Here is a 15,083-nt window from a genome sequence, read left to right as displayed (position 1 = left end):
AGAAATCAATAGTACTTATTGAGGATTTCTGGTTTTTTATTCCGCATTTATGTTATAATAAAAATTATAAAATCTAGGGAAGTGATTGACATGATAGAAAAAGTTATTCAATTAATAGAAGAGAAACAAATGATTAGTAAAGGTGATAAAATAATTATTGCTGTTTCAGGCGGGCCAGATTCTATTTGTTTGTTGCATATTCTTTGGCAATTAAAGAAAAAATATTCAATAGAACTATACGTAGCACATGTTAATCATTGCTTAAGAGGAGAAGATGCAGATAAGGATGAGGATTTTGTAAGGCAATTTTGTAAAGATTATAATATTGATTTTTATAGTGCAAGAATACAGGTAGATGAAATAGCTAAGGAAAAAAAGATATCTTTTGAAACAGCAGCAAGAGAGGTAAGATATACTTTTTTTAAAGAAGTCATGGAAAGAGTTAATGGAAATAAGATTGCTTTAGCGCATAATGCTAATGATCAATGTGAGACTGTTTTAATGAGAATAATGAGGGGGACAGGGATTGAAGGCCTTGCAGGAATAAAGCCCTTAAGAGATAATATATACATAAGACCATTAATTAAGATAACAAGAGAAGAGATTGAGGATTATTGTAGAAGCAATGTTTTAGAAACTAGACTGGACAAAAGTAATTTAGAAACAATTTATACTAGAAATAAAATAAGATTAGAGTTAATCCCCTATATAAAAGAAAATTTTAATAGTAATATTGTTCAATCTATAAATAGGCTTGTGGAAAATATAGAGTGGGATATTGAATTTATGGACTTTATAAGTAAAGAGATTTATAATAAATATGCTCAAGAGGAACAAGATAGAGTGATTTTATTAAAAGAATTGTTTTTAGAGCCTCGAGCGATAATTAGTAGGGTTATAAGAAATGCTATAAATTCATTGCAAGGGAATCTACTAAATTTTGAAAAGGTACATATTGATAATATTATAAAGTTACATAAGCTGGGAACGGGAAAGATAATAGAACTACCCAAAGAACTTATAGCTTTAAATAATTATGAGGATATTCATATTTTAAAAAGAGATAAGGATTATAAAAATGATACAAGGGAACAATATGAATTGCACTTAGGGCGAAATGATATAAAAGAAAACATGACTGTAAACTTAGAAATGTTAACTTCAAAAGATATTTTGATAAAAGAAGAACAGTATATAAAATTTTTTGATTATGATAAAATAACTAAAAATATAGTTTTAAGATATAGAAAAGATGGAGATAGAATCAAGCCTTTAGGAATGAAGGGAAGTAAAAAGTTAAAGGATTTATTTATAGATTTGAAGATACCCAAAGAAAAAAGGAATGATATCCCTCTTATATGTTTTGGAGAAGAAATTGCCTGGGTAATTGGTTATAGAATTAGTGAAGATTTTAAGATTGAAAAATCTACAAAAAATATATTAAAAATTAGTATTGAAAGAGAGGCAGAAGAATGAAAGATGATATTAAAGAAGTGCTATTTAGTGAAGACCAAATAAGAGAAAAAGTTAAGGAAATAGGAAAGCAGATAAGTAAAGATTATAGGGGAAAAGATCTATTGTTAATAGGAGTACTTAAGGGTTCTGTTCCATTCATGGCAGACTTAATTAAAGAAATAGATATTCCATGCTCTATAGATTTTATGGCAGTATCCAGTTATGGTAATTCATCAACTACATCAGGAGTTGTTAGAATCTTAAAAGACTTGGATTTTGAAATAGAAGATAAGCATGTTTTAATAGTTGAAGATATAATAGATACAGGAACTACATTAAGATATTTAGTTGATTACTTAAAGGGAAGAAAACCAGCTTCTATAGAAATTGCAGCACTATTAAATAAGCCTGAAAGAAGAATGGTTCAAATAGATGCTAAATATGTAGGTTTTAAAGCAGCAGACTTCTTTTTGGTAGGATATGGACTTGATTACGCAGAGAAATATAGAAATTTACCATATGTAGGTATTTTAAAAGAGGAAGTTTATAAATAATTAATATTAACAATATTGTAAACAATTTTCACATGTGATACAATTTTACAGTATAATTAGAAAGAGAGGGGGGCCAATAATGAATAAAAAGTTTTCAAGCGCAACGGCCTGGGTTGTTATATTTGTATTAGTTATATTTTCAGCATTATATTTAGCAAGAACTAATGAACCTTCAACAAGAATTAGTTTTAACCAATTTCAAAAATATTGGAGAGACGATAGTATAAAAGGCTTTGAGGTAAAAGAAGATGGAATGACTGTAGTCGGTACTCTAAAGGATGGAACTCAATATGAGACAATAGTTCCCTTTGCAAGATTAAACGACTTTATAAATAAATACGATAAAGGTGGAGAGATTGGAGAGAGTTATTTACTTCCTGCAAAAACGCCTATATGGGTGAATTTCCTTCCTAGTGCTATAGTAATCTTGATGTTCGTAATATTTTGGTTTATGTTCATGCAACAATCTCAAGGTGGAGGAAATAGAAATGTAATGAATTTTGGAAAGAGTAGGGCTAAGATGGCTACTCCGGATAAACGGAAAGTAACCTTTGATGATGTTGCGGGAGCTGATGAAGAAAAAGAGGAATTAGCTGAAATAGTTGATTTCTTAAAACAACCTAAAAGATATATAGAAATGGGAGCTAGAATACCTAAGGGTGTTTTGTTAGTAGGGCCTCCAGGAACAGGTAAAACATTGCTTGCGAAAGCAATAGCAGGAGAAGCGGGAGTTCCCTTCTTTAGCATTTCCGGTTCCGATTTCGTAGAAATGTTTGTTGGTGTTGGTGCATCAAGAGTTAGGGATTTATTTGACCAAGCGAAGAAAAATGCTCCATGTATAATATTTATAGATGAAATAGATGCAGTTGGTAGACAAAGGGGAGCTGGATTTGGTGGAGGTCATGATGAAAGAGAGCAAACACTAAATCAATTACTAGTTGAAATGGATGGATTTGCGGTAAATGAAGGAATAATAATGATTGCCGCTACAAATAGACCTGATATTTTAGACCCTGCATTATTAAGACCTGGAAGATTTGATAGACAAATTCTTGTAGGAGCTCCAGATGTAAAGGGAAGAGAAGAAATATTAAAGGTTCATTCAAAAAATAAACCACTGTCAACAGAAGTTAAGCTAGATATTTTAGCTAAAAGAACACCAGGATTTACTGGTGCCGATTTAGAAAACTTAATGAATGAATCAGCACTTTTAACAGTGAGAAAAGATAAAAAAGAAATTACTATGGAAGAATTAGAAGAAGCAGTAACTAGAGTAATAGCTGGACCTGAAAAGAAGAGTAGAGTTATTGATGAAGATGATAGAAAACTTACAGCATACCATGAAGCAGGTCACGCTGTGGTAATGAAACTGTTGCCAAATGCTGATCCTGTTCATCAAATAAGCATAATTCCAAGAGGAATGGCAGGCGGATATACTATGCATTTACCTGAAAAGGATAGTTCATATATGTCCAAATCTAAGCTAGAAGATCAAATAGTAGGATTACTAGGTGGAAGAGTAGCTGAAAAACTTGTACTTGGAGATATTAGCACTGGCGCTAAAAACGACATTGAAAGGGCTACTACTATAGCTAGAAAAATGATTATGGACTATGGAATGAGTGAAGAACTAGGACCAATAGCCTTTGGAAGCGGTCATGAAGAAGTTTTCTTGGGAAGAGATTATAATAAAGGTAGAAACTTTAGTGAAGAAGTTTCATCTAAGATTGATAAGGAAGTAAGAAACTTAATTGATACAGGATATAAAAAAGCTCAGACATTACTTACTGAAAATATAAATAAACTTCATGCAGTAGCCGTAGCTTTGTTAGAAAGAGAAAAGCTTGAAGCTGATGAATTTGAAGAAATATTTAGTGGTAACTAACTATAAAAAGTAGAGATGAGTGATTAAAATGAGTTTTGATTTAAAAGAAGGTATTAACTCAATAGTTGAAATTACAGTTAGTGAAAAGGACACCGCCATAGAGCATGGTTCAGGAGATTTGCCAGTTTTTGCAACACCAGCAATGATAGGTCTTATGGAAAATGCTGCTAAGGGCTGTGTAGGATCTCATTTAACTAGTGAATTTACTACTGTTGGTATAGACATAAGTGTAAAACATATTAAAGCTACTCCATTAAATATGAAGGTAAAAGGTGAAGCTGTTTTAGAAAAAATAGATGGAAAAAAGCTTTTCTTCAAGGTTAATGCTTGGGATGAACTAGGCAAAATTGGAGAAGGTACCCATGTTAGATATATAGTAAATAGCAAGGATTTTATGGAGAGAATAAAGTAATATATGAAAGAAGATATGGGATTAATCCTATATCTTCTTTTTTTATTTGTGTAAGAAAATACTTCTACTACACGTAATAATAAATGAAGAGCTCTTTAGATTATATGGAGGGAGGTACAGGTCTTGGGAATAACAGAAAAGAATTTTATACACAAGATTAAAGTAAAAGATCCACAGGCTATGGATTTTTTAGTTAATAAATATGGAAGACTTCTTTATACGGTGATATATAAAACCTTAGGCAGTTTTAATGATAAGGGAATTTTAGAAGAATGCATGAATGATGTATTATTAAACATATGGGAAAATATTGAGAAGTATTCTGGAGAATACAATATTAAATTAGAAGGAGAAGAAAGAAAGTTTAAAAATTGGATTTGCGTTATAGCTAGATATAAATCCATAGATTATTATAGAAAATTAGTTAATGAAAAACGTGTGCTACAGTTTGAAGAGTGTAATGAAGTTTCAGATTTTTCTATAGAAGAAAGTTTAATATTAAAAGAACAAAAAGAAGAGTTATATAATGACATAAATAAAATGAATGATACAGATAAGAAGATATTTATAATGAGGTATTATTTGGAACAGTCCATTGAAGATATAGCTGCATCATTGAAATTATCTAAAAGTTCAGTGTATACAAGATTATCAAGAGGCAGAAGTCAGTTGAAAAGTAAATATAAAGAGTCTAAGGAGGTATATAGTGATGAAAAGTGTATACGAGCATTTTAATGATATTACTTTGGATTTAAATTCTATAGAGAATGAAGTAATGGATATTGATGATGTAACTATGAAAAGAATAAAAAATAGATTCAAAAGCTCAATAAATAAAAATTACCGTGGAAATAGAAAGAGGAAATATAGAGTTTGGGTAGCGTCACTACTTTTAGCATTAGGAGTTTCCGCGGTGATGTTAAACAATAGTGTATTAGCGGATAAGATAGGTATAGCAAAGGCTCCATATATAAATACTTTATTTTCTAAATTTAATTATAGTGGAAAGTTTGAAGACTACACGCAAGTCATAGGAGAAAGCGTAAAGGATAAAGGATATGAAGTAACTCTAAATGAAATTACCATGGATGATTATAGCCTTATGATAATATATACTATAAAGACTGAAGAAAAAATAGAAGATATAATTAATAAGGCTCAAGGCCCATTCCCGTATGCTCCAAGTAAGTCTATTAAAATTAACAATAAAGAAATTAGAGGAGGAGCTGGAGGAAGACATGAAATAATTGACCAAAACACAGTTCAGGTAATGATGGACTATGAAATAAAGAATAATGACATACCAGATGATTTCACCATGGATATTAGTTTTAATGAAATAGGCAATGTAAAGGGAAATTGGGCATTTAAGTTTGATGCAACAAAAGGTAAAATGAGAGATAGTATAAAATCTTTTGATGTTAATACCAAATATACTTTTATTGACGGAAAAGGAGAAGAAATAGAGCTTGTTATAGATAAAATAACTTTCTCATCTATATCTACAGCAATAACCTTTAAAGCGGATAAAGAATTTGAATATAGCAACATAAAATTTAGGAGTGAAAATGATTTTAATGAGAGGGGGGCTTCATTAAGTTGCAATTCCCTAAGATTAGGATATAAGTATGAAGGACTTTATAAATTTGACTATGTGGAAGAAATACCTGAAAAAATAATCATAGAATATAATAAAAAAGATGAATCTAAAGTGGTAATAGGAGAAATATCCTTAAAAGAGTAAAACAATAATTGAATTAATTGTTAAATAAAAGAGTATCTGTTGATTTTTAATTTACAGATACTCTTTTATAACTTATAATTGTGTGTATGTAAATATCTATGTATAATTACTGGATTTTTCTGCATAATACAAAAAGACAGTAAAGATTAAATTAATAAAGAAAGTGGTGTTAACTTTGATTTTGGTTTTGGATGCAGGTAATACCAATATTGTTATAGGGCTATATAAAGATAAAGAACTTATAGTGGATTGGAGGTTATCAACAGACCCTATAAGGACTGCAGATGAATATGGTATTCAAGTAATGCAATTATTTTTGCAAAATAAAATTGACCCTTCCGATGTAGAAGGAGTTATAATATCTTCAGTAGTACCTAATATTATGTATTCAATAGAACATATGATTTCCAAATACTTTGAATTAAAACCAATAATAGTTGGACCAGGAGTTAGAACGGGAATAAATATTAAATATGATAATCCTAAGGAAGTTGGAGCAGATAGAATTGTAAATGCAGTGGCTGCTCATGAAATATATAAAAAACCTTTAATATTAATTGATTTTGGTACAGCTACAACCTTTTGTGCAATAACAAAAGAAGGGGATTATCTAGGAGGAACCATATGTCCAGGAATAAAGATATCTTTAGAAGCTTTATTTCAAAAGGCTGCTAAACTTCCAAGAGTTGAATTAGTTAAACCCTCGACAGTTATTTGCAAGAATACTGTAGCAAGTATGCAAGCGGGGATGATATATGGCTATGGTGGTTTAGTAGAGTTTATTGTAAGTAAGATGAAATCAGAAATGATAGCCATGGGTGAAGAGGAGCCAATTGTCATTGCTACTGGCGGATTAGCAAAACTAATAAGTGAAGAAGCAGGAAGCATAGATGTGGTAGATCCTTACTTAACATTAGTAGGATTAAGAATAATTTATGAAAAAAATAAGGAGTAAAACTCTTAATGAAAATATCCAATTTAGAATTTGAAAATAATGTTTTTTTAGCTCCACTAGCTGGAGTTACAGATATAGCTTTTAGAGGGTTGTGCAAAGAAAAGGGCTGTGGTCTTGTATATACTGAGATGATAAGTGCTAAAGCTCTAGACTATAATAATGAAAATACTAAGGAAATGTTGCGGTTTTCTAAAGATGAGGTTCCTATAGCTGTTCAGATTTTCGGTCATGAACCAGAAGTTATGGGGAGAATATGTGATTATTTTAACCATATTGAAGATATATGCTTAATTGATATAAATATGGGATGCCCTGCTCCTAAGATAGTGAAAAATGGAGAGGGAGCTGCTTTGATGAAAAATCCAAAGTTGGCATCAGAAATAGTAAAGAGGGTAAAAGCTTCTACGAATAAACCTGTAACGGTCAAGTTTAGAAAAGGGTATGACGAAAATAATATCAATGCCGTAGAGTTCGCAAAAATATTGGAAGAATCTGGTGTAGATTGTATTACTATTCATGGAAGGACAAGACAGCAGATGTATGAAGGAGAAGCTGACTGGGAAATAATAAGAAGAGTAAAAGAAAGTGTGTCCATTCCTGTAATAGGAAATGGAGATGTATTTAATCCTGAAGATGCAGAGAGAATAGTAAAAGTTACAAATTGTGATGGAATAATGATTGGTAGAGGAGCCTTAGGAAACCCTTGGATATTTAAGCAAATTCACCAAAAACTAAATGGTAAGCCTGTAACTCATCCCAGTGATCAAGAGATAATAGACACTTGTATAGAGCATGTAAAAAGAGCTATACATTATCATGGAGAGAATAAGGCTGTAAGAGAAATGAAAAAACATATTGCTTGGTATATAAAAGGTTTAAAAGATTGTACTAAAATAAAAACTTTAGTAAATTCAGAAGATAAGGCGTATAATTTAATAAGTATATTGGAAAGTTACAAAGAATATGTAATGAAAGATTGAATTATATAAAGGCAATAATCATATAAATAGACTATATCAATGTAAAGGATATAGTATTATGAAGCCTATACTTTTAATTGAACAACCTAAAAATTGTAAGGTATATGAAAGACATGATATAGTCGCAAGGGTAAAAGATAGATTAACTATTAAGTTAACTGATGAACATTATGTAAAAGATTTAAACTTAAATATAAAGAATATAAAATTTCCCATGAATCTCAATCTCAATGCATACATTAAAAATATTGAAACAGCAAAAAGATATTTTAAAAAAGAAAGTGGATATATAGCGCCTAGGGTATGGAGGAAAGTGGATTATAATTTTTATAGTAAGTTTCAAAAAGACCTTTTAGCTTATAGCATAACTTCAACTATACAAACTATATTTAGATTAAATAATAAGAGTATAAGAAGTGGCTGTGTAGTAATATATGACCCTGTAGATCCATCAGTTTATGAAAGTGTTATGACAATTTCTAAATTTGCTAAATATATAGTATTTTTAACAAATAATATTCCGAAGGCTATGACGTTGTCTGATTATGTAATGGCGAATTACGGTATATCACCTATAGTTACCAAAGACAAAGATTATGCTCTAAAGCTTGGAGATTTTATAGTAACATCAAAAAAAGAGAATTTAAAAACGGAAAAACCTACCTGGTTTTTAGACAATTTATTTGTTGGTGAAAATAGTAGCTTACAATATATAAATGATGTTACTTACTTTACTCCTTGGTTTGGTGAAAATGGAATTTCCTTAGAGCTATTAGGAGCGATACTTTGTCAAATGGAAGAAAAGGATGTAGAAAAATCTTTACGGTATAATGGGGTTTACTTAAATCACATACTATTTAATAACAAAGTACTATTATTTAAATAGTGCATAAGTTGACATTGATTATTAGGGTGATTTATAATAACTTAAATGATTGTTAAATAGTTGCTTTGTGTTAAGGCATAAATATTAAGGCAACATAATAATATATAGAGGTATTACATTAAAAGAATTTAAAAGGGGAGAAAAAAATGAGTGATAAAAAATATATCATGACATATGAGGGAGTTAAAAAATTAGAAGATGAATTAGAGTATTTAAAAACAGTTAAAAGAAAAGAGATAACAGAAAAAATAAAGGTTGCATTATCTTTTGGAGACTTAAGTGAGAACTCTGAATATGATGAAGCAAAAAATGAACAAGCTTTTGTTGAAGGAAGAATAATGCAACTTGAAAATATGCTTAAGAATGCATCTATAATTGATGAAAGCGAAATACCTGAAAATATTGTTAGTGTAGGAACTATTGTAAAAGTAAAGGATTATGAGTTTGATGAAGAAGTAGAATTTTTCATGGTAGGCTCCGCAGAAGCAGATCCTATGGAAAATAAAATTTCCAATGAGTCTCCAGTAGGGAAAGCTCTTATAGGAAAAGGTATAGGAGATATAGTGGAAGTTTCAGTTCCGGATGGAGTAAGTAAATATGAAATACTATCAGTAAGAAAAGATTGATATGGAGGAAAGATATACTATGTCTAATGAAGAAAAGAATTTAATTACAGAAGAACAAGAATTTAATCAGTTGATTAAGGAAAGAAGACAAAAGTTTTTTGATCTTCAGGCTGCAGGTAAGGATCCATTTGATGTTTATAAGGTTAATAGAACACACACATCAAAACAAATAAAAGAGGATTTTGAAAGCCTTGATGGAAAAGAGGTTACTGTAGCAGGAAGACTTATGTCTAAAAGAGTTCATGGTAAGGCTGGTTTTTCAGATATACATGACAGATACGGTAAAATTCAATTATATATAAAAATTAACGATGTTGGAGAAGAGAAATTAAAAGAATATAAAACCTTTGATATTGGAGATTTTGTATCTATAACAGGAACAGTTTTTAGAACAAAAACAGGAGAAGTTTCTGTACATATTATGGACTTTCAACTACTTTCTAAGTCATTAAAGCCACTTCCAGAAAAATGGCATGGACTGAAGGATCCAGATCTAAGATACAGACAAAGATATGTAGACTTAATAATGAACGCAGAAGTTAGAGAAACATTCTTTAAGAGAATAGAAACTATCAAAGCTATAAGAGAATTCTTAGATGCTAGAGATTATTTAGAAGTAGAAACGCCTGTTCTTTCGCCAATTGCAGGTGGGGCTGCGGCTAGGCCTTTTGTTACTCATCACAATACTTTAGATATAGATATGTACTTAAGAATAGCAACAGAGCTTTATTTAAAGAGATTGATTGTAGGTGGATTTGAAAGGGTATATGAAATAGGTAAAAACTTTAGAAATGAAGGAATAAGTATAAGACATAATCCGGAATTTACTATGATAGAATTATATGAAGCCTATGCAGATTATAATGATATGATGGAAATTACAGAGAATATGGTAGCTTATGTAGCCCAAAAGGTTTGTGGAACTACTAAAATAAACTATCAAGGAACTGACATTGATTTAACTCCACCGTGGAGAAGAATAACTATGGTGGATGCGGTAAAGGAATATGCAGGAATAGATTTCAATGAAATTAAAACTCATGAAGAAGCTAGAGAAATTGTAAAAGCTAAGAGAGTTGAATTAAAGAAGGAATTAAAAGACTGCACTAAAGGGGATATATTAAATGCTATGTTTGAAGAATATGCAGAAAAACATATGATTCAACCAACGTTTATATTAGATTATCCAGTAGAAATATCCCCACTAACAAAAGTTAAAAGAGGAAATCCTGAATATACCGAAAGATTTGAAGGATTCATATATGGAAGAGAAATATGCAATGCATACTCAGAATTAAATGATCCTATAGTTCAGAAGGAAAGATTTATGCAACAATTACAGGAAAAAGAACTAGGCGATGATGAGGCTTATATGATGGACGAAGACTTCATAAATTCCCTAGAAATAGGAATGCCTCCAACTGGCGGATTAGGAATAGGTGTAGATAGACTTGTAATGTTCTTGACGGATGCACATTCCATAAGAGACGTTATATTATTCCCTACTATGAAACCTACTAATAATCAATAATTAATACAAAAAAGACATTGGATAAAACCAATGTCTTTTTTAAAAAAACACTTGCATTTAAAAAAAGTTATGATATAATAAGTCTTGTAATAAACGTTCCGCGATAGCTCAACGGTGGAGCACTCGGCTGTTAACCGATAGGTTGAAGGTTCGAATCCTTTTCGCGGAGCCATTTTTATTTTTTGATAATTAAGTATTGACAATGATTTGAGTTCTGATAAAATATATTTTAAATGAATATAGTGCATGATGATGGAGAAGAGTAATAATAGTAATTTTTAAGAGAGGCTATGGTTGGTGAAAATAGCTAAAATTTTATTATGAAGGGAACTTTTGAATGTGTTTGTTGAGAGTAGGGCTGTTGCCAAAAAGGGTGGAACCGCGGAAGAATTTCTTTCGTCCCTTATGGTAACTGCTTTTTTTATACAAAAAAATAAGATATGAAGGAGGAAAAATTATGTCATTTCAAAAAACTATGGATAAAGTAGTAGCTTTAGCTAAAAATAGAGGTTTTATATTCCCGGGGTCAGAGATATATGGCGGACTTGCAAACTCATGGGATTATGGTCCTCTTGGTGTGGAATTTAAAAATAATGTTAAAAAAGCTTGGTGGAAAAAGTTTGTTCAAGAAAGCCCATATAACGTAGGGGTGGACTGTGCAATTCTTATGAATAGAGAAGTATGGGTTGCATCTGGACATGTAGGGGGATTCTCAGATCCATTGATGGATTGTAAAGAGTGCAAGGCTAGATTTAGAGCAGATAAACTTGTTGAAGATCATATGTCAGAGTTAGGTGCTGAAGTTGCATCTGCTGATGGATGGAGTAATGAACAATTAAAAGAATATATAGATGTAAACAATATAGTTTGTCCTAAATGTGGTAAGAAAAATTATACAGATATAAGAAAGTTTAATCTTATGTTTAAAACCTTTCAAGGTGTAACGGATGATGCTAAGTCAGAAATATTCTTAAGACCAGAAACAGCTCAAGGTATTTTTGTAAACTTCAAAAACGTTCAAAGAACTACGAGAAAGAAACTGCCTTTTGGTATAGCTCAGATAGGTAAGTCTTTTAGAAATGAAATAACTCCAGGAAACTTTACTTTTAGAACAAGAGAATTTGAACAAATGGAGCTTGAGTTTTTCTGTGAACCAGATACAGATTTAGAATGGTTTAAGTATTGGAAAGATTATTGCTGGAACTTCTTATTAAATCTTGGAATGAAACAAGATAATTTAAGATTTAGAGATCATGCTGCAGAAGAATTATCTTTTTACAGCAAAGCTACTGCAGATATAGAATATTTATTCCCATTTGGATGGGGAGAGCTTTGGGGAATTGCAGACAGAACTGACTATGACTTAAATCAACATATGAAACATTCAGGAGAGGATTTAACTTACTTAGATCCAGTTACTAACAAAAGATATGTTCCTTATTGTGTAGAGCCATCTTTAGGAGCAGACAGAGTAACGCTAGCCTTTTTAGCAGATGCTTATGACGAAGAGGAATTAGAAGATGGAGATGTTAGAACGGTGTTGAGATTACATCCAGCATTAGCACCATTTAAAGCTGCAGTGCTTCCATTAACAAAAAAACTATCAGAAAAATCAACAGAAGTATATGCGATGTTATCAAAACACTTCAATGTAGATTATGATGAAGCTGGTAGCATAGGTAAAAGATATAGAAGAGAAGATGAAATAGGAACTCCTTTCTGCATTACAGTGGATTTTGATACTCTAGAGGATAATACTGTAACAATAAGGGATAGAGATACTATGGAACAAATCAGATTGAATATAAATGAGCTAGTAAAATATATACAAGATAAGATGGAGTTTTAATAAAAAAGAGGGAGTTATGAATAGAAACATAACTTCCTCTTTTTTGCGTCTATATAAAAAAGTATAAAAAAAGAGCCGGTACTACGTATCTATACCGGCTAAATAGGGTTTAATCATGGGGATATGTTATATGTTCAATTAAAACTTGGGGAATTATATTAATGTTTCCTTACGGCACATTCTTAGTATAACACAGCAATGCATAATATTGCAATAACCGATAAAAAAGTCTTTATATTAAATTTATTCTCACAATTTCGACTTAGTTCGACATACAAATAATAATAAATTTGACGCTATAAAAAAGGATGAATTTTATATTTTAATTATATAGAATGGGCTAAAGATGATATAATTTATATTAGAAACTGAATTAATTTGGAGGGAAATATGAAAAGAAACTTTGATGAATTTAAGGAGTATATAAGAAATAAGAAAACTGCTGTACTAGGAGTAGGAGTGAGCAATAGACCTTTAATAGATCTACTAATAAAATTAGGTGCTAAAGTTACAGCTTTTGATAAAAAAACTGAGGAGCAATTAGGAAAAGTAGCAGTAGATTTAAAAGATAAAAATATAGACTTAGTTTTAGGAGGAGATTATTTAAATAAGTTAGAAGGATATGATGTTATATTTAAAACCCCATCTATGAGAGCAGATTTACCTGAATTATTAAAGGCTAAAGAAAGTGGAGCGTATATAACCTCGGAGATGGAGGAATTTATAAGATATTGTCCAGCTAAAGTTTTTGGAATAACAGGAAGCGATGGAAAGACCACTACTACTACACTTGTATATAATATGCTTAAGGAAGAGGGATATAATACATGGGTAGGAGGAAATATAGGAACTCCTTTGTTTGCTAGAATTGAAGAGATAAAAGAAGATGATAAGGTAGTACTAGAGTTATCTAGCTTTCAATTAATGACAATAGAATGTTCAATAGATGTAGCATTGATTACTAATATAAGTCCAAATCATTTAGATATACATAAGGATATGGAAGAATATATAAATGCTAAAAAGAATATATTTAAATTTGCAGAAGAGGATAGCTTATTAATTTTAAATAAAGATAATGAAATAACAAATGAAATGACTAAGGAGAGTAAAGGAAAAGTTATTCAATTTAGTATAAAGGATAAGCTTTTAAATGGAGCTTATTATAATCAAGGGGACTTGTTCAATGGTGACAAGAAGATTTGCAATGTGTCAGAAATGAAGCTGAAGGGAATGCATAATGTAGAAAATCTTTTAGCTGCATTTTGCTGTGTTAGTGGTGAAGTATCTATAGAAGCTATGAGAAAAGTAGCAATAAACTTTTCAGGAGTCCCCCATAGAATGGAGTTTGTTAAGAGAGTAAAGGAAGTAGATTTTTATAATGATTCAATAGCTTCAAGCCCAACAAGGACTTTAGCTGCGCTTAAAGCTTTTAACAAGCCTATTATACTAATTGCAGGTGGATATGATAAAAATATATCCTTTGATGAACTAGCGGAAGAGGGATATAGCTTTTTAAAAAGTTTAGTTCTTTTAGGGACTACAAAAGATAAGATAAGAAAAGTTTTTGAAGATATTATGAAAAAAAATAACTGCGCAATACCTATATATATAGTAGATTCTCTTGAAGAAGCTGTTGAAGTGTCTTTAAAGATATCTTCAAGAGGAGATGTGGTATCTCTTTCTCCTGCTTGTGCAAGCTTTGATATGTTTGCTAATTTTGAGGAAAGAGGAAATAAATTTAAAGCTATAGTAAACAATATTGAATAACTAAATATTTATAGATAAGAATTAAGAGTTTAAGTAAACTTTTAATTCTTTTTTTATAGTATAACTTTCAACTGTATCTGGTGTATCTATATATGAATTTATACGAAAAACAAAGGTAGAGTAAGTATTATAGAAATAATGTAAAATAACAATAACTCAATGCATGTCCAATATAGGCTTATATGATAGAATAGCTTTTGTCATTTCACTTACTAAGTTCAAAGAGATTAAATAAGTTAATTTAATATTAAAAATCTTCTTGACAATGTAAAGCGCAAATGATAATATAAAGTAGTCCTTTAGGGGCAATGGTCTTTGAAAATTAAACAGAGTACATTAAGCCAGTCGATTCTATAAAGAATCAAAATAATGGATGATAAAAATATCATCTTGAGCAAAAGGTCAACTTTAAAATTGAGAGTTTGATCCTGGCTCA

Annotated in this window: 13 protein-coding genes and 1 tRNA gene; all 14 read left to right on the top strand. The window is 30.6% G+C overall.

The window, feature by feature from the left end; genetic code table 11:
• The first annotated feature begins 90 nt into the window (after positions 1 to 90).
• The 14 genes from tilS (at position 91) to murD (ending at position 14,647) form a co-directional block, all read left to right on the top strand.
• Positions 91 to 1,476 carry a tRNA lysidine(34) synthetase TilS gene (tilS, locus tag ABDZ69_RS11130; RefSeq protein ID WP_343769683.1) on the top strand — a complete coding sequence of 462 codons (1,386 nt, stop codon included), beginning with the start codon at positions 91 to 93 and terminating at the stop codon, positions 1,474 to 1,476.
• A complete protein-coding gene (gene hpt / locus ABDZ69_RS11125; protein WP_343769681.1) occupies positions 1,473 to 2,009 on the top strand; it encodes a hypoxanthine phosphoribosyltransferase in 537 nt (178 codons plus the stop codon). Before tilS ends, hpt begins: the two co-directional genes overlap by 4 nt.
• Before the next feature lie 79 nt (positions 2,010 to 2,088).
• The gene (ftsH, locus tag ABDZ69_RS11120) at positions 2,089 to 3,894 is read left to right on the top strand and encodes an ATP-dependent zinc metalloprotease FtsH (RefSeq protein ID WP_343769679.1); all 1,806 of its coding nucleotides are present in this window, start codon (positions 2,089 to 2,091) and stop codon (positions 3,892 to 3,894) included.
• 28 nt (positions 3,895 to 3,922) lie between these two features.
• Positions 3,923 to 4,306 (top strand): thioesterase family protein, encoded by a 384-nt coding sequence (locus ABDZ69_RS11115; RefSeq protein WP_343769677.1) that lies wholly within the window; start codon positions 3,923 to 3,925, stop codon positions 4,304 to 4,306.
• 123 nt (positions 4,307 to 4,429) lie between these two features.
• Positions 4,430 to 5,041 (top strand): sigma-70 family RNA polymerase sigma factor, encoded by a 612-nt coding sequence (locus tag ABDZ69_RS11110; RefSeq protein WP_343769675.1) that lies wholly within the window; start codon positions 4,430 to 4,432, stop codon positions 5,039 to 5,041.
• Positions 5,016 to 6,050, top strand: a complete 1,035-nt coding sequence (locus tag ABDZ69_RS11105) for a DUF4179 domain-containing protein (RefSeq protein ID WP_343769673.1) — start codon at positions 5,016 to 5,018, stop codon at positions 6,048 to 6,050. The genes ABDZ69_RS11110 and ABDZ69_RS11105 overlap by 26 nt, the downstream gene beginning before the upstream one ends.
• A gap of 175 nt (positions 6,051 to 6,225) precedes the next feature.
• Positions 6,226 to 7,005, top strand: a complete 780-nt coding sequence (locus ABDZ69_RS11100; RefSeq protein ID WP_343769671.1) for a type III pantothenate kinase — start codon at positions 6,226 to 6,228, stop codon at positions 7,003 to 7,005.
• Between the two features lie 8 nt (positions 7,006 to 7,013).
• Positions 7,014 to 7,985, top strand: a complete 972-nt coding sequence (dusB, locus tag ABDZ69_RS11095) for a tRNA dihydrouridine synthase DusB (RefSeq protein WP_343769669.1) — start codon at positions 7,014 to 7,016, stop codon at positions 7,983 to 7,985.
• A gap of 58 nt (positions 7,986 to 8,043) precedes the next feature.
• A complete protein-coding gene (locus ABDZ69_RS11090) occupies positions 8,044 to 8,871 on the top strand; it encodes a hypothetical protein (protein ID WP_343769667.1) in 828 nt (275 codons plus the stop codon).
• A gap of 146 nt (positions 8,872 to 9,017) precedes the next feature.
• Positions 9,018 to 9,497 carry a transcription elongation factor GreA gene (gene greA / locus ABDZ69_RS11085; RefSeq protein ID WP_343769665.1) on the top strand — a complete coding sequence of 160 codons (480 nt, stop codon included), beginning with the start codon at positions 9,018 to 9,020 and terminating at the stop codon, positions 9,495 to 9,497.
• Between the two features lie 19 nt (positions 9,498 to 9,516).
• Positions 9,517 to 11,028, top strand: a complete 1,512-nt coding sequence (gene lysS / locus ABDZ69_RS11080) for a lysine--tRNA ligase (protein ID WP_343769664.1) — start codon at positions 9,517 to 9,519, stop codon at positions 11,026 to 11,028.
• A gap of 97 nt (positions 11,029 to 11,125) precedes the next feature.
• Positions 11,126 to 11,200 (top strand) — tRNA-Asn (locus tag ABDZ69_RS11075).
• 285 nt (positions 11,201 to 11,485) lie between these two features.
• Positions 11,486 to 12,877: a glycine--tRNA ligase gene (locus tag ABDZ69_RS11070; protein WP_343769663.1), complete on the top strand. Its 1,392-nt coding sequence runs from the start codon at positions 11,486 to 11,488 to the stop codon at positions 12,875 to 12,877.
• A gap of 390 nt (positions 12,878 to 13,267) precedes the next feature.
• The gene (gene murD, locus ABDZ69_RS11065) at positions 13,268 to 14,647 is read left to right on the top strand and encodes a UDP-N-acetylmuramoyl-L-alanine--D-glutamate ligase (protein ID WP_343769662.1); all 1,380 of its coding nucleotides are present in this window, start codon (positions 13,268 to 13,270) and stop codon (positions 14,645 to 14,647) included.
• The last annotated feature ends 436 nt before the right edge of the window (positions 14,648 to 15,083 follow it).

The organism is Clostridium malenominatum (assembly GCF_039521365.1).
GTDB lineage: Bacteria > Bacillota > Clostridia > Clostridiales > Clostridiaceae > Clostridium_AW > Clostridium_AW malenominatum.
This window is presented reverse-complemented; position numbering and strand designations above follow the sequence as displayed.